This window comes from Aquiflexum gelatinilyticum (assembly GCF_024741135.1).
In the GTDB taxonomy this organism is placed as follows: Bacteria; Bacteroidota; Bacteroidia; order Cytophagales; family Cyclobacteriaceae; genus Cognataquiflexum; species Cognataquiflexum gelatinilyticum.
In genome coordinates, this window is sequence record NZ_JANSUY010000001.1 from 588,916 (window position 1) to 615,540 (window position 26,625).

28 protein-coding genes are annotated in these 26,625 nt (G+C 40.9%); 16 read left to right on the top strand and 12 right to left on the bottom strand.

From position 1 onward, the window contains the following. Nucleotides 1–64: 64 nt before the first annotated feature. From queD to NU887_RS02480, 6 genes are all read left to right on the top strand, one after another. The gene (gene queD, locus NU887_RS02455) at nt 65–490 is read left to right on the top strand and encodes a 6-carboxytetrahydropterin synthase QueD (RefSeq protein ID WP_258421768.1); all 426 of its coding nucleotides are present in this window, start codon (nt 65–67) and stop codon (nt 488–490) included. 174 nt (nt 491–664) lie between these two features. After that, the gene (locus NU887_RS02460; protein ID WP_258421769.1) at nt 665–2,461 is read left to right on the top strand and encodes a hypothetical protein; all 1,797 of its coding nucleotides are present in this window, start codon (nt 665–667) and stop codon (nt 2,459–2,461) included. A 132-nt stretch (nt 2,462–2,593) separates the two neighbouring features. Continuing rightward, nucleotides 2,594–2,824: a hypothetical protein gene (locus tag NU887_RS02465; protein ID WP_258421770.1), complete on the top strand. Its 231-nt coding sequence runs from the start codon at nt 2,594–2,596 to the stop codon at nt 2,822–2,824. A 41-nt stretch (nt 2,825–2,865) separates the two neighbouring features. Then, complete coding sequence (locus tag NU887_RS02470) at nt 2,866–3,954, top strand: hypothetical protein (protein ID WP_258421771.1); 1,089 nt, start codon at nt 2,866–2,868, stop codon at nt 3,952–3,954. 89 nt (nt 3,955–4,043) lie between these two features. Further along, complete coding sequence (locus NU887_RS02475; RefSeq protein WP_258421772.1) at nt 4,044–4,418, top strand: hypothetical protein; 375 nt, start codon at nt 4,044–4,046, stop codon at nt 4,416–4,418. Between the two features lie 164 nt (nt 4,419–4,582). Next, nucleotides 4,583–6,853, top strand: coding sequence for a TonB-dependent receptor domain-containing protein (locus tag NU887_RS02480; protein ID WP_258421773.1), 2,271 nt, complete (start codon nt 4,583–4,585; stop codon nt 6,851–6,853). Between the two features lie 63 nt (nt 6,854–6,916). On the opposite strand, the gene NU887_RS02485 is transcribed toward NU887_RS02480, so the two are convergent. Next, on the bottom strand, nt 6,917–7,579 hold the full coding sequence (locus NU887_RS02485; RefSeq protein ID WP_258421774.1) for a class I SAM-dependent methyltransferase: 663 nt from the start codon (nt 7,577–7,579) through the stop codon (nt 6,917–6,919). Nucleotides 7,580–7,703: 124 nt separating this feature from the next. Here NU887_RS02485 and NU887_RS02490 point away from each other — a divergent pair, with 124 nt between their 5' ends. The 6 genes from NU887_RS02490 to NU887_RS02515 all read left to right on the top strand — a co-directional run bounded on the left by NU887_RS02490 (nt 7,704) and on the right by NU887_RS02515 (nt 13,381). Then, complete coding sequence (locus tag NU887_RS02490; RefSeq protein WP_258421775.1) at nt 7,704–8,141, top strand: RrF2 family transcriptional regulator; 438 nt, start codon at nt 7,704–7,706, stop codon at nt 8,139–8,141. 138 nt (nt 8,142–8,279) lie between these two features. Beyond that, entirely contained in the window at nt 8,280–8,843 is a 564-nt protein-coding gene (locus tag NU887_RS02495) for a fasciclin domain-containing protein (protein WP_258421776.1), read from the top strand. A gap of 116 nt (nt 8,844–8,959) precedes the next feature. Then, entirely contained in the window at nt 8,960–9,748 is a 789-nt protein-coding gene (locus NU887_RS02500; RefSeq protein ID WP_258421777.1) for a LytTR family DNA-binding domain-containing protein, read from the top strand. A gap of 186 nt (nt 9,749–9,934) precedes the next feature. Then, a complete protein-coding gene (locus tag NU887_RS02505) occupies nt 9,935–10,759 on the top strand; it encodes a hypothetical protein (RefSeq protein WP_258421778.1) in 825 nt (274 codons plus the stop codon). A gap of 3 nt (nt 10,760–10,762) precedes the next feature. After that, entirely contained in the window at nt 10,763–11,776 is a 1,014-nt protein-coding gene (locus NU887_RS02510; RefSeq protein ID WP_258421779.1) for a S41 family peptidase, read from the top strand. 159 nt (nt 11,777–11,935) lie between these two features. Then, complete coding sequence (locus tag NU887_RS02515) at nt 11,936–13,381, top strand: PhoPQ-activated pathogenicity-related family protein (RefSeq protein WP_258421780.1); 1,446 nt, start codon at nt 11,936–11,938, stop codon at nt 13,379–13,381. 95 nt (nt 13,382–13,476) lie between these two features. On the opposite strand, the gene NU887_RS02520 is transcribed toward NU887_RS02515, so the two are convergent. Next, nucleotides 13,477–14,325, bottom strand: coding sequence for an OmpA/MotB family protein (locus NU887_RS02520; RefSeq protein WP_258421781.1), 849 nt, complete (start codon nt 14,323–14,325; stop codon nt 13,477–13,479). Nucleotides 14,326–14,451: 126 nt separating this feature from the next. Between NU887_RS02520 and NU887_RS02525 the strand changes: the two genes are divergently transcribed. From NU887_RS02525 to NU887_RS02535, 3 genes are read left to right on the top strand one after another with little or no spacing between them, the layout of a single operon-like run. After that, a complete protein-coding gene (locus tag NU887_RS02525) occupies nt 14,452–15,579 on the top strand; it encodes an aldose epimerase family protein (protein ID WP_258421782.1) in 1,128 nt (375 codons plus the stop codon). Nucleotides 15,580–15,618: 39 nt separating this feature from the next. Beyond that, complete coding sequence (locus tag NU887_RS02530; protein ID WP_258421783.1) at nt 15,619–15,909, top strand: nucleotidyltransferase family protein; 291 nt, start codon at nt 15,619–15,621, stop codon at nt 15,907–15,909. Next, on the top strand, nt 15,902–16,246 hold the full coding sequence (locus NU887_RS02535) for a HepT-like ribonuclease domain-containing protein (protein ID WP_258421784.1): 345 nt from the start codon (nt 15,902–15,904) through the stop codon (nt 16,244–16,246). Before NU887_RS02530 ends, NU887_RS02535 begins: the two co-directional genes overlap by 8 nt. Before the next feature lie 255 nt (nt 16,247–16,501). On the opposite strand, the gene NU887_RS02540 is transcribed toward NU887_RS02535, so the two are convergent. From NU887_RS02540 to NU887_RS02550, 3 genes are read right to left on the bottom strand one after another with little or no spacing between them, the layout of a single operon-like run. Then, nucleotides 16,502–17,902: an NAD(P)(+) transhydrogenase (Re/Si-specific) subunit beta gene (locus NU887_RS02540; RefSeq protein WP_258421785.1), complete on the bottom strand. Its 1,401-nt coding sequence runs from the start codon at nt 17,900–17,902 to the stop codon at nt 16,502–16,504. Further along, nucleotides 17,899–18,216, bottom strand: a complete 318-nt coding sequence (locus tag NU887_RS02545; protein WP_113924364.1) for an NAD(P) transhydrogenase subunit alpha part 2 — start codon at nt 18,214–18,216, stop codon at nt 17,899–17,901. The genes NU887_RS02540 and NU887_RS02545 overlap by 4 nt, the downstream gene beginning before the upstream one ends. Before the next feature lie 2 nt (nt 18,217–18,218). Then, nucleotides 18,219–19,343, bottom strand: coding sequence for a Re/Si-specific NAD(P)(+) transhydrogenase subunit alpha (locus tag NU887_RS02550; RefSeq protein ID WP_258421786.1), 1,125 nt, complete (start codon nt 19,341–19,343; stop codon nt 18,219–18,221). 344 nt (nt 19,344–19,687) lie between these two features. Between NU887_RS02550 and NU887_RS02555 the strand changes: the two genes are divergently transcribed. Next, nucleotides 19,688–20,461: a polysaccharide deacetylase family protein gene (locus NU887_RS02555; RefSeq protein WP_258421787.1), complete on the top strand. Its 774-nt coding sequence runs from the start codon at nt 19,688–19,690 to the stop codon at nt 20,459–20,461. Between the two features lie 11 nt (nt 20,462–20,472). Here NU887_RS02555 and NU887_RS02560 read toward each other — a convergent pair whose 3' ends face one another. From NU887_RS02560 to NU887_RS02590, 7 genes are all read right to left on the bottom strand, one after another. After that, nucleotides 20,473–21,663, bottom strand: coding sequence for a hypothetical protein (locus NU887_RS02560; protein ID WP_258421788.1), 1,191 nt, complete (start codon nt 21,661–21,663; stop codon nt 20,473–20,475). Between the two features lie 10 nt (nt 21,664–21,673). Next, nucleotides 21,674–22,498 (bottom strand): type 1 glutamine amidotransferase, encoded by an 825-nt coding sequence (locus tag NU887_RS02565; RefSeq protein ID WP_258421789.1) that lies wholly within the window; start codon nt 22,496–22,498, stop codon nt 21,674–21,676. Between the two features lie 95 nt (nt 22,499–22,593). Next, nucleotides 22,594–23,703, bottom strand: coding sequence for a carboxylate-amine ligase (locus NU887_RS02570; protein WP_258421790.1), 1,110 nt, complete (start codon nt 23,701–23,703; stop codon nt 22,594–22,596). Nucleotides 23,704–23,706: 3 nt separating this feature from the next. Further along, nucleotides 23,707–24,663: an ATP-grasp domain-containing protein gene (locus NU887_RS02575; protein ID WP_258421791.1), complete on the bottom strand. Its 957-nt coding sequence runs from the start codon at nt 24,661–24,663 to the stop codon at nt 23,707–23,709. Between the two features lie 17 nt (nt 24,664–24,680). Then, a complete protein-coding gene (locus NU887_RS02580; RefSeq protein WP_258421792.1) occupies nt 24,681–25,394 on the bottom strand; it encodes an esterase in 714 nt (237 codons plus the stop codon). A gap of 158 nt (nt 25,395–25,552) precedes the next feature. Continuing rightward, complete coding sequence (locus NU887_RS02585; RefSeq protein WP_258421793.1) at nt 25,553–26,047, bottom strand: hypothetical protein; 495 nt, start codon at nt 26,045–26,047, stop codon at nt 25,553–25,555. Continuing rightward, the gene (locus tag NU887_RS02590; RefSeq protein ID WP_258421794.1) at nt 26,044–26,568 is read right to left on the bottom strand and encodes a gamma carbonic anhydrase family protein; all 525 of its coding nucleotides are present in this window, start codon (nt 26,566–26,568) and stop codon (nt 26,044–26,046) included. Before NU887_RS02590 ends, NU887_RS02585 begins: the two co-directional genes overlap by 4 nt. Nucleotides 26,569–26,625: the final 57 nt, after the last annotated feature.

Genomic DNA, 26,625 nt, shown 5'->3' on the forward strand with positions numbered 1-26,625 from the left:
ATTTTTAGCCATTATTGGACAGGTGCTGAAAAATACATTGAAGGGTGGATCTGAAATGTAAACAATGCTGAGTATTACAAAAATTTTCAGTTTCGAAGCGGCCCATCGAATTTCAAATTATCAGGGCTCTTGCAGCAGGGTTCATGGCCACAGTTACAAAATACAAATTACTGTCACAGGCAAGGAGATTGGAGAAGATGACATGCTTATTGACTTTAAAGTATTGAAGGATTTGGTAAATGAATCCGTTATACGGCAATTTGACCACAGTTTTATCCTCCAAAGAAATGCGAAAAACATCAACGATTTTTCACTGCTTGAACAAAGGGTTTTTTGGATGGATTACGAACCCACCGCAGAAAGGATGGTTCTTTGGATGGTAACAGAATTGGAAAAAGCATTGCCAGTTTCTATTTACCTCAGAAAAATAGTCCTATTTGAAACCGAAACTTCTTTTGTCACATGGGAAAGTGTTCCACACTTAAAATAGGGACCCATATCCAAACAAACTTCAAAAAGCTAAATAAAAGCTCTGTCATCATTTTCCTGACCAAAATCATGTCTCAAGATGACTGAGGTTCCTTAATCGGCTTCATAATGACTTTAGCTTTGCCCGCTTGATAATGATCTTTTCACGAATAAATTATAAATAAAGTCTTTGCTTATGTTCCGTTCCCAAGCAGCCACACATAGTTTCCATATCCCTGTTATGGGATTGGGTTTTACCGCTGACACCCCAATCAAAGTTGCCAAATACGGGATTTCCTCTGTGGTCTCCATCATGGATGACCACATGTTGGAAGACCTGAGGCGCATTTACAGCAGAAAATTACAGATTCCTTACCTGCCGATCAGCGACAAAACCGATGATTCCCGTGCCAACAGGATCAAAGCCTACCTCAATTTGATACACGATGCTGTGAGTAAGCAAATAGAAGAACTCAAATCCCAATCTTTTGAATACGGCATTGCTATCAATGAATATTTCACTTTGTTGCCGGAAAACCATGGTCTAAAAGTGCTTTATGAAAAAATGAAGCAGGAAGTGGGGGAAGCCAAGGCAGCTATCCAAAGCAGGTTGAAAGCCGCCATTTCCCCCGGCAAAATTGATGTCAACATCATGACCAAAGTGGACAAAATCAACTTTGACAAAGAAGGAAATGAACTGCCAAGGGAATATTCAGATGCCCTCTCTGCCCTTAGGGGATTTGCAGAAAGTGAATTGGAATCTTCCGTTGTGTTTTCTGCCGGGATGAATCCTTCGCTCTATGGATATGCAGAGCAGTTCGCAGATTTTTTTCCTGACCAAAATGGAAAAATCAAAAAAGGCATCATCCTCAAAGTAAGTGATTATCGTTCCGCTTTGATTCAGGGAAGGTTTTTGGCAAAGAAAGGATTGTGGGTATCGGAATTCAGGATAGAATCGGGACTCAACTGTGGGGGTCATGCCTTCGCCACGGACGGTCTGTTGATCGGCCCGATATTGGAGGAATTCAAAAACAACAGAGCGGAATTGAGACAGGTATTGTTTGATACTTGCCAAAAGGCTTTGACTGACAAGGGTAGTCAACTTCTTTCAGATGATATCATGCCGAAGATCACCTATCAAGGCGGTATTGGTTCTGCAGCAGAAGACAAATTCCTGATGAATTATTACCAACTAGACGGTACCGGTTGGGGAAGCCCTTTTTTGCTCGTGCCAGAGGCGACGAGTGTGGACAAGGATACTTTGGACAGGTTGATCCAATCCCGAAAATCAGATTATTACCTCAGCCATGCATCACCGTTGGGTGTGCCTTTCAATAACCTCCGAACAAGCAGCGGAGAAGAACAGCGGCTTTCGAGGATTGAAAAAAACAGACCGGGAAGTCCCTGCTACAAAAAGTTCCTGTCATTTAGTACAGAGTTTTCTTCCAAACCTATCTGCACTGCATCGCGCGAATACCAAAACCTCAAGTTGAAACAATATGCCGAAGGAAATGCCCGCCTGCCTGAGGTGGAGGAGGTATTGGAAAAAGACTGTCTTTGTGAAGGGCTGAGTGCTTCAGTCATTCTGAATCAAGGAGAAGAACCAAAAAGAAACCTAAAGGCTGTAACCATTTGTCCGGGTCCCAATCTGGCTTATTTTAAAGGGGTTTTTAGCCTTAAAGAGATGTTAGATCACATATATGGGAAAGCCAATATCATACTTGATCCTGAAAGGCCGCAGGTATTTGTAAAGGAACTTCAACTCTATGTGCAACACCTTCAGCACGAAATCGGGAAATCGATACCTGAAAGAACACAAAAATTTGAGGTCTATGTTGAAAAATTCAAATCAAATCTGTCTCAGGGAATTGCCTATTACCAGGAATTGATTGCTTCTTTTCCACTCGATACCGAAGAGGTGGTGGAGAAAATGAGGAATCAACTTTCAGAATTGAAAGAAAAAATAAGCTCCATGGAATTGGTTAAAGCATAAGAAAAAATAATAAAGGATATATTTGTCCGATAATATTTTTCTTTTATATTTGTATAGCAATATGGGGAGCAAAAGCTCCCTTCATTTTCTAATAATAAAGGATGGTTATATCCTTTTATAAACAGGTTAATTATGAAAAATTTCAAAGAATTTAAAATGAGGGAGATAGTCAACACAGACTTGAGAGCGATTGGAGTTTTCAAAAAGCTTGGAATTGATTATGATAATTGTAAAGAAAAAACATTGCTAGAGGTCTGTGGAAAAGAGCATATCAATCCCGAATTGGTATTGGACTACATGGCGGAAGCCATTCTTAATGACCTGACTTGGGTAGATTACAAAATGCCAAGTCAAATTCATTGACCACTAGCGGACTTAATTTTCTCCAAAAATCCGACTTAATAATGAAGCTGGCCAAACCCATTTATCTTTTTCCTCTTGTTGTTCTAGCCCTGTTGATGGGAGTCGCAGGTGGATGGATCAGAATGGGGTATGTAGGATTTCCCATCCCCGGTACTGCAGCAAGCCATGGGATTTTGATGGTAGGAGGGTTTTTGGGTACGCTGATTTCTTTGGAGCGGGCAATGGTCATGAAAAGTAGAATATGGTTGCTTATTCCCCTCATTAGTGGGCTTTCCATCCCGGTTTTGTTGTTGGTACCGGGATGGCCCGCTTTTGCAAATGCGCTTCTATTTTTGGCTAGCCTCGGATTGATGGCAATCATGTATCTTCAATCCCACAGGCACCCGGTAATATACCAGTATGTGATGACGATGGGGGCTGTACTTTGGATGGCGGGAAATTTCATGCTACTCTATTCAGGATTTGTGCCTGCGGCTGTTCCTTGGTGGATTGGGTTCATTTTGTTTACGATAGTGGGAGAGAGGCTGGAGTTGAGCAAATTCCTTCCCATACCCAAGATTGCAAAAAGTGGCCTTTTGCTGTTGTTGACCTTGTTTTTTATCGGGATATGGATTCCATTCCATCGGTATGGCAATTGGCTTATGGGTACTTGTTCCATTATGATTTCATTTTGGCTACTTCATTTCGACATGGCCAAGATCGCTGCCAAAAAAGCCGATCAATTCAAATACATAGGCATTGGTCTTCGGGTAGGATATGTTTGGTTGACCTTACACGGGATTATACTTTGTTTCTTTGAACCACACGTCCTGTATTACGACTTGTATATCCATACTTTCTTTTTGGGATTTGCATTTTCGATGATCTGGGCTCATGCACCAATCATACTTCCGATGGTCTTGAATATAAGGCATACTCCCTATCATCCTATTCTTTGGGTAGGATGGATAGTTTTCCAAGTGAGTTTATTCGGAAGAATCCTAGTCAGTCTGATAGGTTTACCCGAGTGGAGGACTTTCTTTGGAATGATCAATGGATGGACCATTTTGGGAATGTTTGCTCTCATGGCGATGATCACATTAATCAAAATGATTTTAAGCCAAAGAGCATTGGGTACAGCAAGAAGTTAAAAATTACGCAAGAGGAAGTTTAAGTAAACCTAAAAACCTGTGACCAAAATCACGCACTGATTTAGATTATAAGTACAAATTGCCCTGTCATGTTGAAAAGTAGCCTACATATCTTTCTATCCCTGATCATCGTGCTCAACGGCATGATGTATTCGGTGATTCAGGCAGAATTTTTCATGAACAGGAAAGAAATCACTGCACTTTTTTGCATCAATCAGGACCGGCCTGAACTCAAGTGTAACGGCAAGTGTGAATTGGGCAGGAGACTCGATCAGGCTCAAGATCAGGAAGATAACCAACAGGACTTTGCCTTTGAAGGATTGTTGCTGATTTATGGCATGCCTGTCACTGCTTTTAATATTATACCTTTTTGGACCTCTATTGATCCGGTTTTTGGAGATTTGGATGAAAATAAAAATATGCTTCCGAACGCTTATGATTTTTTTCATCCACCGCAAAGTTGATTTCCTGATTTTTCTTAAACCGCAATTCAAAAAATTCTTTTCCCAAGAAGCAACGCTTTAGCAGGAAAGCATTTTACGGTGCGGTCATTAGCTAAAACTGCCCCATAGCAGATTTAGCTTGGATTTTCCTGTCCAAAAACCTCTACCAAAAAGAATTATCAATCATGAAATCTTACCTACCATTCCAAAAATCCATTTTGTTGGCAATGATTTTTCTTGCCTTGTCCATCAGCAGTTCATTTCCCCAAAACCTTAAAAAATTTCAGGTTCTTGATCAGCAAACCCAAGAACCAATTATTGGTCTCATTTACTATTATGCCTCCCAAAAGGGACTTTCTGACGAGAAAGGATTTATCCAATTGGAGTATGAAGCAGGGACATCCATCCATTTCAGCCATATCAATTATGGAAAATGGACCTTGGATGAAGGCTCGCTTCTGAAAGTATTGGAAAAAGGAGTTCTCCTTCGTCAAGAAAATATCCTCAATCTCCAGCCAGTTTCTGTCATTTCTTTAAAAATGATGGATGAAAAGGACCAAAAAATTCTGATTTCAGATCAGGAAAGGCTTCACCATGATGCAGGGGCCATCCTCAATCTCAATCCGGTAGTTTCTTCCATCAGAAAAAGCGGCGCTTTTGCTTTTGACCCTGTCATGCGTGGATTCAAATACGATCAACTCAACATAGTCATTGATGGATTGCAGTCTGCTAATGCTGCCTGTCCCAACAGAATGGATCCTCCGACTTCTCAAATTGCACTTAACAGAATCAAACAGATTGAAATCCTTAAAGGGCCACATGCGCTTCGATACGGTATCGGATTGGGAGGTACGATCAACTTCATTCAGGAAGATCCTTTTTTCTCTTCCCAAGGCGGTGTAAACGGAAGGTTTTCGACCATGTATGAATCCAATGGAAATGTATTAAGAAACGAAGGAAGGGTCGGATTCAACGGTCATAATTATGATATCGGGTTGCTTGGTTCCTGGTCGAAAGGAACAGATTACGTTGACGGAGATGGGAATTTTGTTCCGGCAAACTTCCAAAGAGGAACTGTCGGGATGTTTGGGGATTTTAAGATTTCAAATTCTGATCTTTTGCAGGTGACAGTCAATAGAAATTTTGCCAGAGATGTGGATTTCCCGACTTTGGCGATGGACCTAAGGTCAGACGATACATGGATGGGGAGTCTGAGGCATACCCGAAGCTTTCAAGGTAGAAAACTGCAAAAATGGAATACATCGGGATATTTTACTTTTGTCGATCATTTGATGGACAACGGGTTGAGAGATCTCAATCCCCGCATGATGAATGCAAAAACCCCAGCCAACACCCAAAACCTTGGAGCAAGAACAGAAGGACTTTGGCAATTGGGAAAGGAAAAATTATACGCAGGAGCGGATTTCAGGTCAGAAGCTGCCCAAGGAACAAGAGAAAGAGAGTTTTTGATGGGGCCGAATGCGGGAAAAACTATCTACGATAAAGTGTGGCAGGATTCCCGGATAACAAAGTCAGGGGCTTTTGCCTCTATTCATGCGCCGATAGGCAATTATGTGGTCAGTTTGGCAGGAAGGTTGGATGTAAACAATGCCCAGGCCTCGGACAATGCGGAGGAATTTGTCCAAGTCAATCCTACCCAATCCATCACCCAACTAAATCCCGGGATCTCAGCAGGAATCAAGCGTGATTTGGGAAAGAATTTCAATGCCGGACTGTGGTTGGCAAGTGTCAAGCGTAGTGGCAGCATCACCGAGCGGTTTATCAATTATTTCCCTGTGGGAGTTGATCCTTATGAAATGCTTGGAAATCCTGATTTGGCATCGGAAACCAACAACCAAGTCGATTTGGTTTTTGGATTCAGCAAATCAAAAATTACAGCCGAGGTAAACTTGTTTGCGGCTTACCTCAATAATTATATCACTGCCGAAAAAACCGAACTGAAACCAAGAATCCCCACAAGTCCGGGAGTCAGGCAATATGTCAATATTGACCGTGCAGTCAAAACCGGGTTTGAGGCGGCATTAAGTCAGGCATTATTTTATGGAATTAGTCATCAATTGATGGTGGCATATACCTATGGGCAAAATCTGGTGATTTCTGAGGCTTTACCGGAGATCGCCCCGATGGATGTCAGGTATTCTATATTAGGCAGCCACTTAGACAATAAGCTGCATTCTGCGATCAGGCTTCGATATGTCGCAGACCAAAACCGTGTTTCTGGGAGCTTTAGTGAAACAGCAAGTCCAAGGTTTACACTTTTGGACATTGATGTCAGTTATGCGGTTTCCTCTCTTATTGCAATCAAGGGTGGCGCACAAAACTTATTGAATGAAACTTACTATGAGCATTTGAACAGACCGATTGCGGCAACCGGAACGCCGCTTTTTGCTCCGGGAAGAAATTTCTTCCTGATGGTAAGTTTCAAATTTCCTTGATACACAGTGTTGATTGTTGTTTGGTTTGGAAAGCCGGTTCTTGTAAGAATCGGTTTTTTTATTTCAAATTTTTCTAAAAGAACAAAAAGTATAATGTTGCCTTAAGCCTCCGGGGGTGATATGGTCGGTTTGGAAGCAATTGGTTTTTTGGAAATATGGACTGAAAACTTCCGTCAATTTCTCGATAGAATATTGGGTGACCGGAAGTCCGCTGCAATGTGTAGGGCCCTGGTCAGAGAAAGTCCCGATAAGCATCAATCCGTCTTCGGAAATGGACTCATTGGCTATTCGTACATAGTTTTCTATTTCTTTTGGGTCAAGCAAAAAGTGGAACGCTGCCCTGTCATGCCATACTTCAAATTTTTCTTTGGGCTCAAAGTCTAAAATGTCTGTATTGATCCATGTGACCTTTGAGGCATCTTTTCCCAATCTTACTTTGGCTTTTTCTATGGCTTTGGCAGATAAGTCTAAGACATACACGTGCAAGTAACCCAAATCCAAAAGGTGGTCGACTAAATAGCTATCTCCGCCACCAACGTCCAAAATCTTGGCCTCTTTATGGATTTTGAATTCTTCAAAAAAGGAAAGAGAAACTGTTGGTGTTTTTTGGTACCAACCCACTTCGGTAAAATCCTTTGTTTGGTAAATTTTCTCCCAATGTTTCAATTTATCTAAACTCGAGATGATTTGATTTTGGTCATATAGGTTTTTTCCGGTTTGATTCATATTTCGAAATTCTAAAAAAAAACCAATCAGTTCTGTAATAAATATTACCGATAATAAGATTAAAATATCTTTTATTTGGGTTTCTATTCCTATTCTTGTCACCTGCGTTAGATTTATTCAGCATATGTTTTCAAAAACCTGTCAATACGCCATTAAAGCAGTAATTTATATCCACAAACAATCTTTGGTGGGTAAAAAAGTAGGAGCAAAAGAGATCGGTCAGGAGATAGATGCGCCTGATGCATTCACTGCCAAGATTCTTCAGATTTTGGTCAGGCAGCAGGTGGTAGGTTCCTTCAAAGGCCCTACAGGAGGTTTTTTTGTTGACAAGAGCCATGAATCCAAAACCTTGAAAGATGTTGTTATGGCCATTGACGGTGACGGTTTATTCCATGGTTGCAGTTTGGGGCTGAAACAATGTTCTGAAGTAAACCCATGTCCCCTTCATTTTGAAATCTCAAATGTCCGTACCAAGATTATCCACATGCTGACTGTAAAAAGTCTGAAACAGCTAGCTGAGGAAGTTGGTGATGGCACGACTGTTTTGGCGAGGTTTGCCTGATATTTTTGTAAATTTTTGACTAAAGGGGATTTAAAAAGTTTGTTGGGTTAAAACCATTTTTAGAAAATCATGACTTTTATCATAAAGGATAAAATTATCCTTTATTATTTTTGTCCTACATTCAAAACCCAAAATATTATGAAATCGATAATTAAATATTTTCCGTTATTGGTCTTGACGCTTATGATTGCGGGCTGCGGCGGTTCCGGTGAGCAGCAACAAAGTACCCCTGATACATCTGCCACGTTATCAGAAGGACAATCAGCTGTAAAAGATGATGTCTCCAATCCCAACATCGTACAGGTGGCAGTGGGATCAGCCGACCACTCCACTTTGGTAGCAGCTCTCAAAGCAGCCCAATATGTGGATGCCTTGACTAACGTTGGTCCTTTTACAGTTTTCGCACCTACCAATGCCGCTTTTGCCGCATTGCCAGCAGGAACATTGGAAACCCTGACCAAACCCGAAAATCAAAGGACTCTGCGGGATATCCTAGAATACCATGTGCTGTTAGGCGTTTACAAACCTGAAACCTTTCTCAATGATAAAAAGTTGGGAACAGCGGATGGCAGGTCACTGATGGTGGAAGTGACAGCAGATGGAAGCATCCTGATCAATGGGGGCAAAATTATCGGAACTGTTTCGGCCTCCAATGGTATCATCCACGTAATTGATAAAGTTCTGGTACCGGAAGACAAATAGATAAAGGTTGATTGGATATTGAAAAGCTGGGTTTCTTGTGAAATCCGGCTTTTTCTATTTAGTGTTTCTATATCAAAATTGTAATTTTGGGTGAACAGCCGGTACAGGGACAGCCTATGAATTCACTTTTAAAAATGATTGTATTCAGTATTTTGACTGGGTTCTTTTTTGTGACTATCGGACAGGATATTTCACTTTTCGTACTGTTTGGAAGGTGGGAGTTTTATTTTGATTGGTTTTGTGTAGTGCTAATAGTATTCTTGGTCACGTACCTGATGTCAGGGATCAATACTTACTTGGAAAGAAAATATCCGTGGAACAGTGACTTCAGAAAGAGATTGCTTTTGCAATTCCTCTTCAACGTACTCTTGGTCACGGGAGTGTCTTTTTTTCTGGTTTTTGTGTATATGGAGTTTGTATTGGGTCTGTCTATTGTGGAGACTTCTTACTTTGAATATGAGTTGCCGATCAGTATCGTGGTTATACTTGTAATTAACCTGATTTTTGTGATCCAATATTTTGTAGACAAAGAAAAGTCTGCTGTAAGCCGGGAAAATGCCGTAGTTATGCCCCAAAAAATTATTGGTTTTTCAGGAAAATCCAGGATGGCCATAGATCCAACAAAGATTATTTATATAGAAAAAGAAGGATCCATTTCTTTTCTTTACCTGGAAAGCGGGGATAGGTATGTCTACTATGGTACCTTGGAGGAACTTGAAAGTAAACTGGCCCCAAATAATTTTTTTAGGTCAAACAGACAGACCATCGTGCAGCGTGACAATTGTATGGGGTATGATACCGAAAGGTCAGGACAGGTGAACCTGACTTTAAAAATCCCGCATCAAAAACAAGTGAAGATCAGTCAGAAAAAAGCGAAGGATTTCAAAAACTGGCTCTTGGAGTGAAGTGATTTTTACCTGACTTCAGCCCATATTTTCCATGATTGACAATTTTTGTTTAAAAATATGGAAGCAAATGGAAACCTGAAGACGGAATTTTGCATCCTTTAGCAAATAGGAATTGGGCAGTTTTTTCATACTTGCTTGAATGCGGTGTGAGTTGTCATTTTCACCATTGACCAAACTATTATTATGAGAAGCTTTTGTATGACTTTCGTGCTTTCCTGTTTTTTGGCATTCTTTGCTTACGGTCAGGAAAATGAAAAGAAAAATGATATTACCATTTATTTTGGGCCCAGCCATCTGATCAGGCAGGACTTGATATTTTCCCCTATGGTTCATCGGGACATGACCTTTCCGGCATTTGGAATTGATTATTCCAGGTGGGGTAAATTTTATCAAAAAATAGGAATTCAATATACCGGATTTGATCCGATGGTAGCGGAGCCATTTACTTTTATTTTTGATGGGGAAGGAGAAAACGCTTATCCCCATTACTTTACCTTTATAGATCTGGATTATCTGTTGGGAAAGGAGAAAAAATTGGATGGAAAATCAAGTTTTACCTATGGTGGCATGTTTGGTTCCAAAGTTCAGGTGCTGAATTATGTCTATGGAAGGATCAGCAGTTTCGGTTATTTTGCTTCTTTTGGGTTGGGAGGATTTGGGCAATACAGGTATCGGCTTGGGGAAAAAAGTACCTTGACAGCAGGGCTTCAGCTGCCGGTTTTCTCTTGGGTAGCCCGGTCACCCTATCTTGTCAATGATGATGAATTTATCGATAACATCAGTTCGCATTCGGGGCTGAAGACATTTATGGCCTTTATCGGCGATGGGCAATTTGCCACCTTGAATAGGATCCAGTATTTTGATTTTGATCTGACATATGATCTGGAGCTTAACCCAAGATGGAAATTTGGTGTTAGGTACTGGTTTGAATTTATCCATTTCAGCAAACCCCGCCCTCTGACATCTTTTAGAAATTCCTTACAATTTCAGGCCACTTACTCTTTTTGAACCATGAAAAAGCTGATGATACAAATTTGTGCGTTGATAGCATTTACTTCCTGCGAATCCATGATGGTGGATCAACCTGCCACCGAACCCGAAGCAATATTTGAAAATATCTGGCAGACTTTCGAAGAAGAATATGCTCCCTTTGATGAAAGAAATGTCGATTGGGAGGCAGAATACCAGAGGTTCCGGCCTATGGTGAGTTCGGCAACTTCCGAGGATGAGCTTTTCAATGTCATTTCCGGGATGCTAGAGACCTTGGATGATGGGCATGTGACGTTGACAGCGCCTGACAAAATCCTTTTTGTGTCCAATAAAATCAGAAGAGAAAAAATTGACGATGGCTTATTTGATACTGAAATGATCAGAGCAAATTACCTGGAGTCGGGTTTTAGGGTAGGGGATGAAGAAAGCTATATTTATGGCAAGATTAAAGGGCAAAATATCGGTTATATATTTTTTGATTATGTATCCGACAACCTTTTTGTGATGGATGAATTTTTGGCTGAAAATGAAAACGCTGATGGGTTGATCATAGACATGCGGCACAATGACGGGGGAGACTTTACCTATGCATTTTCAGAAATCGGAAGATTGGTAGATCAGACCAGGTTGGTTTTTAGGAGTAAAACCAAAAATGGGAAAGGGCAGAATGATTTTACTCCATGGTTTGATTGGAGTATCCATCCTTCCGGTAATTTTATCGATATCCCAATTGTGGTATTGACAGACCGGTTTACCATTAGCGCTGGGGAGAGGATGGTGATGGCATTTATGACACTGCCCAATGCTTTGACGATGGGTGACACCACCAATGGGGCCCATGGGACTATGATCGGAAGGGAACTGGCGAATGGATGGTTTTATTCATTGGTTCCCCAAAAAGTGGAGTTGTTTGATGGCAAGTCTTATGAGGGTATTGGCCTCGCTCCCGATATTTTTGTCAAAAACAGTCTCCCTGATGTATTGGCAGGAAAAGATGAAACCTTGGAAACGGCAATAGCCGAAATTAATAATTGAAGGATTGGGAGGAAAGGGAATTATTTGAATCATTCTGATTTTTTTTACAATCTGATATTTAAAAATATTGGATACACAGGGATACTGGGCAATCGGCAAAGTAGGGAGTAAATAAAATTTTGTTTATATTTTGGTTGTAACATCCAAACCAAAATACCCATGAACCAATATTTGTCGAAATTGATTTTTAAGGCTTTTGCCGTATTCTTGATTTTGGGGGCAGTCAGCAGCTGTCAGACCAAGCAGGAGGAAGTGGTCGCTAAATCAGAAAAATCTGATACTGTTCTCCAAGATTATGTCCATGCTCCCGATTCTGTTTTCCGCTACGAAATCATTCATACTGCTGAGGGAGAAGGGTATGATTACCATGTAATAAAGATGTTTTCCCAGCATTGGCTGACCAAAGACATTGTCGACGAAACAGAGTGGTGGCATTACGTGTCAGTGGTGATTCCCAAAGATACACCGTTTGACACCGGAATGATGTATATCGGTGGGGGAAGCAAAAACTCCAAGATGCCTATAGAACCAAATGAGTTGATTTTGGCAGCGGCCATGCAAACCAACTCTATAGTGGCCCAGATCCACAATGTTCCGTTCCAGCCTTTGGTTTTTGCCAATGACACCTTTGGTGAAAGGTATGAAGATGCCATCATTGCCTATGGCTGGAGAAAATTTATGGAAGGTGGAGCAAAAGATGAGGACGCTTTTTGGCTGTCACGCCTGCCGATGACTAAAGCTGTTAAGTTGGCGATGGATGTCGTCACAGAAGTTTCTCAAAAAGAGCACAACAAAAAGCTTGACAAATTTGTGGTGGCCGGCGCCTCTAAAAGAGGATGGACCACTTGGACCACAGCGGCAGTTGATGACAGGGTAGTGGCTATTGTACCGATAGTGATTGACCTGCTCAATGTCGTCCCGTCCTTTCAGCACCATTGGAGAAATTATGGAGAATGGTCTCCTGCGGTGGAAGATTATGTAAGAGAGGGAATCATGGAGTGGCAGGGCTCAGCAGAGTATGATCGACTTCTTGAAATCACAGAACCTTATTCCTATCGGGAGCGGTATGATATCCCAAAATTGATGATCAATGCAGCCGGGGATGAATTCTTTTTGCCTGATAGCTGGAAGTTTTATTGGGATAGCCTGCCGGGAGAAAAGCATATCCAATATGTGCCCAACTTTGGGCATGACCTGAGTGAGTCAGATGCTTTGCCCAATATGATTTCTTTTTATGCATCGGTTTTGAATAAAACCACACGTCCAAAATATGAGTGGAAGATTGATGGAGAAAAAATACTGATTACCACAGACCCAAGCCAAAAACCTGTATCCATTAAACTTTGGTCTGCCCACAATGAAGAAGCCAGGGATTTTAGGATTTATGCCTTGGGACCAAAGTGGACCTCGACTGAAATATTGGTGAATGAAAGTGGTAGGTATGAAGTGGAAATCAAGGAACCTGAAAAGGGATTCAAAGGATATTTTGTGGAAATCACCTATCCGGGTGAGGCTCCGATCAAAGTTACAACAGGTGTGGAGGTTTTGCCAAGAAATTACCTGTATGAACCCTATGTGGCGAAAGAACCGAAAGGAACCATGTGAAGTCAAAACCAACAACATTTAAGCAAAAAAAGCCGGGGATGTCCCCGGCTTTTTTGATTTTAATTGTGGTAAATGGTTTAGTTTTATGTAGCGTCTTAATTCTCAATCATAGCAAAAAACTTGTCCATGTCCGGAATAAGGACGATTCTGGTTCTTCTGTTTTTGGCCATGTTTTCTTTGGAGTCATTTTCCACCAAAGGAATATAGCTTGCTCTTCCTGCTGCGATCAATTTTTCAGGAGCAACATTGTATTTGGTTTCAAGGATCCTGACTATGGAAGTTGCTCTTTTAACACTCAAATCCCAATTGTCCTGAAGCACGCCTGTCTGAATGGTTCTTGGATCAGTATGACCTTCAATCATTACTTCAAGAGAAGGTTCAGAATTGATGACTTCAGCCAATTTCTTGAGCAGACCATCTGCGTTTTTTGACACTTGATAGCTTCCGGTGTTAAACAATAGCCTGTCTGACACATTGATCATCACAACCGTTTTGTCTACTGTAATCTGAATGTCGTCATCCTGTTCGGATGTGCCATCAGAGATGGATTTTTTCAGGTTATGCGAAATCGCCACATTGATGGAATCTTCAAGGTTGTTTGCACCCTGAAGTTCTTCTGCAGATACATTTGCCAAAGTCGCATTGAGCTTACTTTTAGTATTGGTAGACATTGGAGTTTTTCCGTCCAAAGTGAATTTGGAATCGCTTTCGTCCTTCAAAGAATTGATCCTATTGTTGTATTCAGCAACACGGGCTTCAATTCTTCCCATTTTGTCTTCCAAAACTTGCTTTTCAGCTTCCAAGGCTTCTTTTTGCAACTTTGTTTCTGCCAAAGCGGCTTCAGTTTGGAATTTGTCATTCTGAAGTTCTACGTATTTCTTTTTAGAAACACATGAAACACTTAAAGTGGCTACAGCCAATGATAATAAGATGATTTTTTTCATAGTTGGAACAGTTTTTCTACCTTACTTCCAAAAATGAAGCCACTGAAAATGCCAATATTGATATTCACTAAAAATAGGGCTCATTTTCTGGTATTTAGTTTTATATTACCTAATAAACCCCTAAAAATGAAAAACCTAACCTATTTCCTAACACTCACCTTGTTCTTTTGCATGGCTTCCTGCCAAGCACCCAAGGAACAAAAGACAGAAGAACAAATCAAATTTGAAGTCATGGTAAAAAATATCAAAATGGACGGCAAAGATGCCAAGGTTTTTAACCTGAAAAACGGTAATGGTATGGAAGTGGAATTGACCAATTATGGTGCAACAATTTCAAGGATTCTCGTGCCTGACCGGGATGGCAATTCAGGAAATATCATGCTTACCTATAATAATGTAGAGGACTTCCTCACTGACAGTTACTTTTTTGGAGCTACCGCAGGAAGATATGCCAATAGAATCGCAAAAGGTAAATTTGAATTGGATGGGCAGGCCTATTCATTGGCCACCAATAATGGCGAAAACCACCTGCATGGAGGACAAGTCGGTTTCAATCAAAGAATCTGGGATGCAGAAATGATGGAATTGGAAAATGCCGTAGGGGTCAAAATGACCTATGTCAGTCCCGACGGGGAGGAAGGTTATCCCGGTACATTGACGACCACGATGACTTTTGTCCTTGCAAAAGACAATAAGCTAACTATTGATATTGAAGCAACTACAGACAAGCCCACCATTGTCAACATTACGCAGCATGGATATTTTAATCTGAGTGATATGAAAGAAGATATCCTAGGTCATGAAATGACGATTTTTGCGGACTACTATACACCTGTGGATGCCGGTTTGATACCGACGGGAGAGATTGCACCTGTTGCGGGAACGCCATTTGATTTTACTACTTCTCACAAAATCGGAGAAAGAATTGCAGACACAGGAAGCGGCTATGACCATAACTTTGTGGTGAAAAAAGAACATGATGGTCAGTTGGCAAAAATGGCTGAGGCTTATCATGCGGGCACAGGAAGGGTATTTATCATGTATTCCAATATGCCAGGAGTACAGTTTTATACAGGTAATTTTCTTGATGGCAAGCAGACTACCAACGGGGTGACTTATGTAAAAAATTACGGATTCTGTGTTGAGCCTCAATTTTTTCCCGATTCTCCAAACCGACCTGATTTTCCATCAGCAAGGTTGAATCCGGGAGAAACTTACAGCCATAAGATTGAGTATGTTTTTGGGGTAAGGTAGATTTGTGAAATCGGAAAAAATAATATCTAATTATAGTTTATGAAAACCTTCAAAGAAATCATGGATGCTTTACAAGGCAAAAAAAAGAGTTTGTTTGAAAGGTATCCAATTGAATCACTTGCTGTTTTTGGATCTTTTTCCAGAGAGGAGCAAACTGAATTAAGTGACATTGATCTTTTGGTGGAATTTAATAGTAAAATTGGTAGTCAGTTTATCGATTTGGCTGATGAATTAGAGTCTTTCCTGGGAGTAAAAGTAGACCTTGTTTCGAGGAAAGGAATAAAGGATAAGTATTTCAATATCATTAAAAATGAATTGAAATATGTCTAAAAGAGATTCATTATTGCTGCTTCAGGATATGATTGATTCGGCTTTAAAAATCAAAAGATATACCCATGGATACAAGTTCGAGGATTTTGTAGAAGATGACAAAACGGTAGATGCAGTAACTAGGAATTTTGAAATAATTGGAGAAGCTGCAAATAAGTTGGAACCGGATTTCAAAAATTTGCATCCTGAAATAGAATGGGAAAAACTAAGGGGATTTAGAAACAGAATTGTGCATGAATATTTCGGTATTGATTATGAAATAGTTTGGACAATTATCGAAGAGGAAATAGATAAATTGATTTATAAATTAGAATCGATAGAAGACTTAAAAAATTAATCTGTTTTTCAATTTTTTTAGTATTCCTGAACGTTTCTTCCTCTTTTGAATCCTTATTAAAACTGCTTTTTCTTCGTTGATGTATCTTCGGGGAGAAAGCAGTTTTATTTTTTGGAGTATTGTGCAATCAATAGCCCATCAGGAGTATCATTTGAAATTCCAACCACTATTGATGCTATTGTCTGATTATTCGAAAAGCAAAAAGCCCAAGCTTGAAAGCATGGGCTTTTTTTCTAATCAAATTGGATAAGTTTTCTAAACTTCTTTAACCTCAGCAGTCAATTTCTGAAGTGTAGCTTTAGCATCACCAAAAAGCATTCTGGTTTTAGGATAGAAGAAGAGTTCATTTTCTATACCGGCATAACCTGCCGCCATCCCTCTTTTGAGGATGATGACGTTTTTTGCCTGATCGACTTCGAGAATCGGCATGCCATAAATAGGAGAGGAAGGGTCATTTTTCGCAGCAGGATTGACCACGTCATTGGCCCCAATAACTACTACTACATCGGTATTGGCAAACTTAGAATTGATCTCTTCCATTTCCTGCATCCTTTCATAAGGCACATCAGCTTCTGCCAAGAGCACGTTCATATGTCCCGGCATACGTCCTGCCACAGGATGGATGGCATAATTGACTTCCACACCTTTTTCCTCTAATAGTTTTTCAAGCTCATGGCAGATATGTTGCGCCTGCGCCACCGCCAAGCCATAGCCAGGGACGATTACCACACTTTGGGAATAAGAAAGCAATACAGCAGTATCTGAAATATTGATTTCCCTTACTGTCTGGTCTCCACTTGCAGATTTTGCTCCACCGGCTGCTGCTCCTCCAAATGCCCCAAGCAACACATTGGTCAGTGACCTGTTCATTGCTTTACACATGAGAATGGTTAAGATTGTGCCTGCTGAACCTACCAAAATACCTCCTGTCAACATGGCTTTGTTTCCATAAAGAAAACCTCCAAAAGCCGCTGCCATACCAGTAAAGGAGTTGAGCAAGGATATGACCACAGGCATGTCAGCACCACCGATCGGCATTACAAACAATATCCCATATACCAAAGCAATTGCTAAAAGGGCATAAAATAAGAGGGGATCTGACCCGCTGACCATCTGGTAAACAATCAGGACCACGATGGCTCCCAACATGACCATATTGATCACTTGGTTCATGGGCAAAACTTTGTCCTGGATTTTCCCTTCCAACTTGCCATAGGCAATGATAGATCCTGAAAAAGAGACAGAACCGATCAACAAGCCCAAAAGCATCACCAACAATTCACCATCAAAACCAGTCACAGTACTGTGTTGGTGATGTTGAAATTCTATGATGGCTATCAAAGCCGCACAGGCACCACCCATTCCATTGAAGAAAGACACCATCTGAGGCATTGAAGTCATCTGAACCCTTTTGGCCATAATAGTACCAATGACAGTTCCGATGATCAATCCCAAAAAGATCAAACCATAATTGACCAGCTTTTCCGAATCAAAATCCTGATACAAAGTGATAGTAGCAATGATGGCGATCAACATGCCTGCTGCAGCTATCAGGTTTCCCTTTCTGGCAGAATCAGGATTGCTGAGCATTTTCAATCCCAGAATAAATGTCAGGGATGCGATGAGATAACTGATTTCCAATATGTTCAGGCTCATGATTTCTTAGGTTTTTTCTTAAACATCTCCAACATTCTGTCGGTCACCACAAATCCTCCGATGACATTCAATGTCCCCACCAAAACAGCAAGAAAGCCTACTGACAAAGCAAGGTAATTGTCAGGGGAAGCTTGTAGCATCACGATGATCGCGCCAACTACCACCACGCCGTGGATCGCGTTGGCTCCGGACATCAGCGGGGTATGTAGGATGGCGGGCACGTTGGAAATCACTTCCACTCCCAAAAGGATGGCTAATAACAGAAAATATACCATTTCCATGTTTTCACCTATATAACTTAACACTTGTTCCATGATCAGTTGCTTTGCATTTGAATAATTCTTGGACTTATCGGATTACCGGCATGACACACGCATGTTCCGGTGACAATGTCATCCTCAAAGTTAAGGTTGAGATTTCCGTCTTTGATGATCAGTTTGAGGAAATTGAGGTAGTTTTTGCCATACATTTTACTCGCGTCCTGAGGCATGCTTGCAGCTAGGTTTCCTACCCCGACGATACGAACACCGTTGACCTCTACAGTTTGTTCCGGTTGGGACAGTGCACAGTTGCCTCCTGAAGAGGCAGCAAGGTCGATGATGACCGAACCGGGTTTCATGGCCCTTACCGTTCTTTCTTCTACCAATTGAGGCGCTTTTCGTCCCGGGATCTGGGCTGTAGTGATGATGATATCTGCCTTTAAAGCATGTTCATGAATGGTGTCTTTTTGTTTTTGAAGGTATTCCGCAGATTGTTCTACAGCATATCCTCCTGCACCTTTATCTTCTTTGGCACCTTCCACATCTACAAACTTTGCTCCTAATGAAAGCACTTCCTCTTTGGCAGCCTGCCGGACATCGAATGCAAACACCGAAGCTCCCAATCTTCTTGAAGTGGCGATCGCTTGCAATCCCGCCACCCCTGCTCCGAGGATCAATACCCTTGCAGGGGTGATGCTTCCCGCAGCAGTCATAAACATCGGGAAAAATCTCGGCAAGAGATTGGCCGCCATCAGGACTGCCTTGTAACCGGTAACAGTGGCCATGGAGGAAAGCACGTCCATGGATTGCGCCCTTGTTGTTCTAGGTACCAATTCCATACTGAATGCAGTCTTTTTCTCCTTGATTAGATATCCTGTGAGTTCAGGGTTGAATAAGGCACCCATTTGCCCCATCAGGACAGCCCCTGATTTCAATCCACTGATTTCCGATTGGGTAATCGGCTGGATTCCGATCAACAAATCTGATTGCATTAAGATTTCTTGTCTGCTGTGGATTTCTGCCCCGGCCTCTTTGTAGAGTTCATCCGATGCATAGGCTCTTGCGCCTGCATTTGTTTCTACCCAAACCGAGACTTTCCAGCTGAGGAGTGTTTTTACCGCTTCCGGCAAAAGTGCTACCCTTGACTCGTCTTGGGGTTCTTTTAAAATCCCTATTATCATTGTATGGAAATGTGATGGCGATAAATATATGCTCAAAAGATTTGAAGACCTGAAACTATCAAAAAGATTGTAAAAATAAAGTGATTTTGATCAGGCGGTGGTTGTTTATTTTGATTTAACCGAATTTATTGGAATATTGTACGAAATCTCGCAAGTAAATTAAAATCACCCCAAACAATTCATTTAGCAATGACTGGTTTTTAGTTCCGACTGTATGACTTCTATGGAAGATACGGTTATTTCACATCAATTTAAACCACAATTAAATTCCTGTTCAATGCCAATTGGACAGGGTATGGCTTTTGGAATAATCCCAAATAGCACCACACCAAGCCCTAGCAATCATGAGCACAAAGTCAGTCATCTCAGGCCTTTTCATGGCAATCATTCTTTTTTTCTTTCAGAAATCCTTTGGTCAAAACCAATATATACACGATGGTATCGTCCGGGGCGACCAATCCAAAAAACAGATTTCCTTAGTCTTTACCGGCCATGAATATGCAGAGGGAGGATGGTATATCCTTAAAACTTTGGAGAAAAATAAAATAAAGGCCTCATTTTTTTTCACAGGGGATTTTTACAGGAACCATGATTTTGAAAGCCTGATCAAGTCACTCAAAACCCAAGGTCATTATTTAGGAGCCCATTCTGACAAGCACCTTCTTTACTGTCCATGGGATGACAGGTCCCAGCCATTGATTGACAGGTATACATTTTCAAAAGACCTGTTAGATAATTATTCTGAAATGAAGCGATTCGGGATCGAACAGGAAGATGCCCAGTATTTTTTACCTCCTTATGAATGGTATAATGAAAATATCAGCGAATGGGCCGGAAAACTTGGCTTTGACCTGATCAGTTTTACGCCGGGGCCAAGGACAAATGCCGATTACACAGATCCGGAGATGGAAAATTACATCGGCTCGGAAGAAATTTTGCAGACTATCTGGCAATGCGAATACAAAAATCCAAATGGATTGAATGGTTTTATTATCTTAATTCACATTGGGGTGGGGGAAAAGCGCACAGATAAATTCTACGAACTCCTTCCCGATTTGATCAAAGGATTGCAAAAGTCAGGATACGAAATCGTGGATTTGGATCAATTGCTGAAATAAAATGAACTGAATTATTTCTCAAACAAGCCAATTGTACCGCCTACCCAATCTTTGTCCTTGTTGAATTTGACACCGATCATTTCTCCTCGGCTTAGCCTTACCAAGTTACCGATGAGGGTTGGGTTTTCATCCTTTTCAGGCCAAACAGCCAACATCCTCACTTCAGCTTTCACTTTTCCTTCAATAGCTTGAAGCACAGGGACATATTTGGCTTTTTTCTGAAGTATATAAAGGTCTTTGTCCACCACTTCCTCAATGTCTGATTTTTTTACATTAAAAATCACCCCGCTTCCCGAAAAGGAGAACAAAGGTTTCAAAACATAATTTTCCAAATCTTCAGGAATTTCCTTCAGGTCGCTCAGTAAAGTAGTCTCTATAAAATAAGGTCCTTTGAGGTAAGGAAGGATAAATTTACTGATTCGGTAAAACCAATTTGGATGGCCTGCCCATTCTACATCCAATTCCTCCAAAAATGAAAATTCCATCTTAAGGTCTTTTCTTGCCTCAAGTTCATCAAAAATTACCCGATTATAAATTCTTTTGATGCGGATTTCACGGCCTTCTTTGTTGGTGTAAAAAAGCTGTTTTCCTTTTTTGGTCACTTCCGTTACACAGACAAAAGGCACCCCAAGATCTCTTTGGCAGTAATAGAAGTCAATTTTTGTATTTTGTTTTTCGGGTTCAATCTCTAAAAGGATGACCTCTTCAGGAAGGTGGCCTTTCAGGACTGTTTCCTTGAATATAGACAGATAACTATCAGGATTCAGGCTGTTGAAATATGGGGTAAAATTACTGAGATAAGGATAGGCCTTTTTTATTTTTTCAAAGAGATTGTATTGGAAATTAAATACAGATGGGAAACCCTGTACTTCGATCAGTTTTGGGATAATTTTCCCTTCCTCCTCACATATTCCAAAGTCAATGGCGAGAAATTGGGTATGGTGATCCTGATTGGGGACATTGAAATTGACACTCAGTGATTTTTCAGTAAGGGAATTGAAATCCTCCCTTTTTATAAAATCAATTACATGCTGACACCCTTCCAATAGCTGATCCTTGAGTTCCTTTGGGATGAAAAAAGGGGATTCAGCCACTCTGAATGTGGGTAAATAGTCAAAATCTGAGGCAAGGTCTTTTAAAAAAGCCTGGTATTTTTCCACATTGAAGTTTTGGTTAAAAAACTCCCGGTGCTTCTGAATCATAAGTTAGGGATTAATGTAATATGGCTTGTTGTTCCTTTATAAAGCCAATGGATTGGCTCAGAAAATTCGGGATCAGGGTTTCGTTGGTTTTGTAGATGGTGTGTTCCTCCACAATATGTTCCAACATGGCGAGATATCTGGCTTTTCCCCTCAAGTCAATGATTTCATCCCGTACCTCATGTTTTTTGAGGTGGCTTAAAAAACCGACAGGATCGGCTTCAGGATGAAACTGCGTTCCCACCATTTCAGGTGAAAATCTAATAGCCATGATGGCCCTTTCGTATTCTACATGGTTTCGGATTTTTTCCAGAGCGATGATTTCAGCGCCCAATTCTTTGAATCTTTTTTGATGGGGTTGGACAACCTGATAATCCCTGGAATCTATTGCCCAAAATGGATTGTCCAAACTCTCAAAAAGTGGATCGGTTAAACCTGAATCGGTTTTGTGTATCGTCATCACCCCAAAGGAAGTGGATTTCCTTCGAGTCACGTTTGCCAAGCCAAAATGCTGTACCGCCATCTGATAAGAATGACAAATGAAAAGGACATACTTTTTCCTTTCATTGGTTTGGTTCCAAACCCAAATATCATCAATCAGTTGGTAATATTTAGTGTCCCAAATCCCATCGCCTTCCAAAGGATTTCCCGGTCCACCAGAAGAAATATAAACGTTGAAGTCTTCAATATTTGGAACTTCAGCGTTTTGCCTTACATTAAAAACTTCAATACTGAGTTCGTCTGCAAATCTTCCTACAATATCATGGATACATCGCATGCCCTGATTGGCTTTTCCATTGTACATATCCAATACGGCAACTTTGATTTTTTCTTGCATGGTGATTGTTGGATTTTTGGGGCTGAAAGTTAAGGATTATTGAATGCAGACAGGAGAAATATTTTTCCTGACTTACATTCAATATTCCTCTTGCATCAGATTCCCTTGGTGAATTCTCCCACGATGAAGTCCACTACTTTGGACAAGTCATGGTCATTTTCTTCATATACAGCCAATTGTTTGTCTGCTCCGGTTCCGTTTTTGAGGATCTCGTAGACATAATTGATTTCCTGCCTGCTGCCAAGTTCATCGACTACATCGTCGATGAATTCGAGGAGCTCTATCATGAGTTCCTTGTAAGCGACTTCTTTTTTCTGACCAAAATCAATCATCAGACCGTCGGTACCGTATCTTGCCGCCCTGAATTTGTTTTCACGGATCAAAGCAATCCTGTAGATATTGAAGCTCGTGTTCATCATACTCATTTTGTAGAGTTTGGCGACTACAGCTTGGATCAATGCCGTGATACAGATCGTTTCATCCACAGTGAGACACATATCACAAATCCTGAATTCAATGGTACTGAAGAAGGGGTGCATCCTCAGGTCCCACCATATTTTTTTTGGATTGTCGATACAGTTTGTCTTGACCAAAGTCTCCAGGAAATTATCATAAGACTGTACCGAATCAAAATACTCAGGCAAGCCGGTTCTTGGGAATTTGGCAAAAACGTGCGCTCTAAAGGCCTTGAAACCTGTATTTCGACCTTCCCAAAAAGGAGAGTTGGTCGAAAGTGCGTAAATATGCGGAAGAAAATAGCAGGCTTGATTCATGATTTGAAGGGCCAACTCTCTGTTTTCGATCCCCACATGTACATGCAATCCGAAAATCAGGTTAGACCTTGCGGTATCCTGAAGTTCTTTGACAATCATATGGTAGCGCGGATCGTCAGTAATGGGCTGTTCCTGCCATTTTGAAAAAGGATGGGTTCCGGAAGCTCCGACTATCAGGTTTTGTTCGGAGGCAAGGTCTACGATTTTCTTTCTCAAATAAGAAACTTCATTTCGTGCATCTGCGATGTTTTGACAGATATTTGTTCCTACTTCGACTACAGACTGGTGCATTTCTGCTTTGACCTGTTCTTTCAGTATGATTTTGGCGCCATCTACAATTTTTGACATATGGGACCTCAGGTCCCTTGTGTTGGGGTCAATGATTTGGTATTCCTCCTCTACGCCCAATGTAAAAACAGGTAGTTTTCTCATAGATCAGAATCTTTTTGCCGAACTCACTGCATCTTTCATAAAAGTCCCCCAGGTAAGGTTGATCTTTCCGGGTTTATGGGATTTGGCATAGGAGATCGCCATTTTGGCTGCTTCTTCTACTACCCAATCAAAGTTGGCCTGACCGACTGAGTTGATATCGGCGTCCGGTGCAGGGTTTCCAAAATCAATTGCATAAGGAACACCGTCTTTGACGGCAAATTCTACGGTATTGAAATCATACCCAAGACCATGACAAAGTTTGAGGGTATAATCCTTTACTGTTGCCAATAGCTTTTTGGAAGCGGGAGGCCCATCTATCACATAGCGGAGATGGTGGGGATTGCGGGGTTCATATTGCATGATCCTCACTGCTTTTCCACCAAGGCAGTACACCCTAAAATATTCCTGAAATACGATTTCTTCTTGGAGCAGCATGACCAATTGGCCTGTTTCCCTATGTTTTTGAAAAAATTCCTCTTTATTTTCCAAGCGGTAGACATTTTTCCAGCCACCTCCTGCATAGGGTTTCATGTAAGCCGGAAATCCGACATAATCAAAAATCCCCTGCCAGTCCAAAGGCATTTTTAAATTTCTAAAAGACTTGGCAGTAGTATCCGTGGGATGCTCAGCAGACGGCAAAATAACGGTATTTGGTAAGGGTACACCCAATTGGTCTGCGAGTGCGTTGTTAAAAAACTTATCATCTGCACTCCACCAAAATGGGTTGTTGATGACTGCGGTGCCTGTCAGGGCAGCATTTTTGAGATAAGCCCTGTAAAAAGGTACATCCTGAGAAATTCTGTCAATGATGACAGCATACTCAGAAAGCTGGTTTTGGATTACCTTATCGATCAAAACAGGTTCTGCAACAATTCCTTTTTCATTTTTTTCATTGACTCTTTCTACAAATGCATGGGGAAAAGTGTCTTCCATGCCAAACAGAATTCCTATCTTTTTCATATACGGTTGGTATTTGGTTAATTAAATTTGATTCTTGATAAATAATGGGGGAACATTTCTTTCCAGATCGGCCAATCATGGTGCTTGTCTTTGCGGACGTCAAGCCAGTGGCGGATTCCCTTTGCTTCTAAGGAATCGCTCAGCTTCACATTGGCATCGTAGCAAATATCCCAATTGGAAGTGCCCAGGACTATGTCCATTTTCCACAGATCACCATCATGGTTTCCCGGCAAAAATTCAAGTGGAGAATTATAAAAGATATCCTCGTGGTTATATCCATTCATGAAATTTCTGATTTCAAATGCCCCGGACATCGAAAACATGTGACTGACATAACCAGGATAACGGAAACCGAAATTAGCAGCATGGTAACCTCCAAAACTGCATCCTGCCATCACCACTTTTCCTACTGAAGTATTAAATCTGATTTTTTCCACGATTTCATAACGGATCATGTGGTCATAGGCAATGTGATTTTGAATTCGCTGATGGGGGTGGATTTGCTTATTATAAAAGCTGTCCCTGTCATTACTTTCCGGACAGAATATCTGAACCAAGCCTTGTTCTATAAACCAACTCGCAGCACCTATCAATCCCATGTCTCTGTTTTCGTGAAATGATCCCATGGAAGTTGGGTACAAAACAACAGGATATCCCGCATGACCAAAAGCAAGCATTTGCACATCTCTGTGCAGATGTGGGGAGTACCACTTAAAATATTCCTCTTTCATATACAAAATTTTCTTATCTGAATAAAAATAGTCCGCTTTTGGTGAATCACAAAAAAATATGGTCAAAGTTTTCTGACAGCAACCAAATAAATAATCAATCGGGAAATTTTAAATCTTATGCTTCCACTGAACTGATTTTGAAATGAAGGGATTTACTTTCAGGATTTTTTTTCCAAAGTCTTTTTTCCAAATCCAATTACAACAAAAATCAAAGTAATGGCCGTAAAGAACCATTTTAAACTTGTAGAGATACCTGCCAATGTTCCCCAAAAAATGGATTTTTCGGGAAACAAACCCAGCATGGTGATGATGGAAAAATTTTCGATAAAATCGAATACAAGAATCGTAAAAGGCAAAAGTGCAATCATTTCATTTTGCCAAAGTTTAAAAATGATAAAGGAGAAAAGTAAACTGTAAACTATCGGATATATCATGTCCGAAACCATCAGACCCATCCTGTAGCTTTCGCGGATTTCTTCCGAGAACCGACTCAGTCGTGAATAAGCTTCCTCTGCAGTATAATTAATCTCCAGGTCAAGGGGTTTTTCTCCCGTCATCATGCCGGGCAAGATCCAAAGATTAAATCCCAAGAACAGTACAAAAAGAAAAAAGATGTTTTTGTAGCTGCCGAATCGGATCAAGAACTTCCTCATTTTGTATCGCTTTCTTGAAACCATGTAGCATACATGGGGTAATTTCGCGCTGTTCTTTCAATAATTTCGAGCATTTCGGGACCGGTATCCTTTACTTTTTTGGCTGGCATGCCTGCATAGATGGAATTAGGCTCCACTATCGTTCCCGCCAAAACCACCGCACCCGCAGCGATCACTGCACCGGAATGTACCACGGCATTGTCCATAATGATTGCACCCATACCGATCAGCACATTGTCGTGTATGGTACAGCCATGTACCACTGCATTATGGGCGATCGAAACTTTGTTTCCTATAACTGTCCCGGATTTTTGGTAGGTACAGTGGATTACCGCGCCATCCTGGATATTGGTGTCATCCCCGATCCTGATGTGATGTACATCACCCCGGACCACGGCATTGAACCAAACGGTGCAATTTTTACCCATGATCACATCTCCTACGACAGTGGCATTTTCTGCCAGCCAGCATTTGTCCCCAAAACTTGGGCTAAATCCCCTTACACTTTTAATCAATGCCATTTTTTTTGTTTTTAAATCTGATGGTGTACAAATACCTGAAGATCAAATTTATTTTTT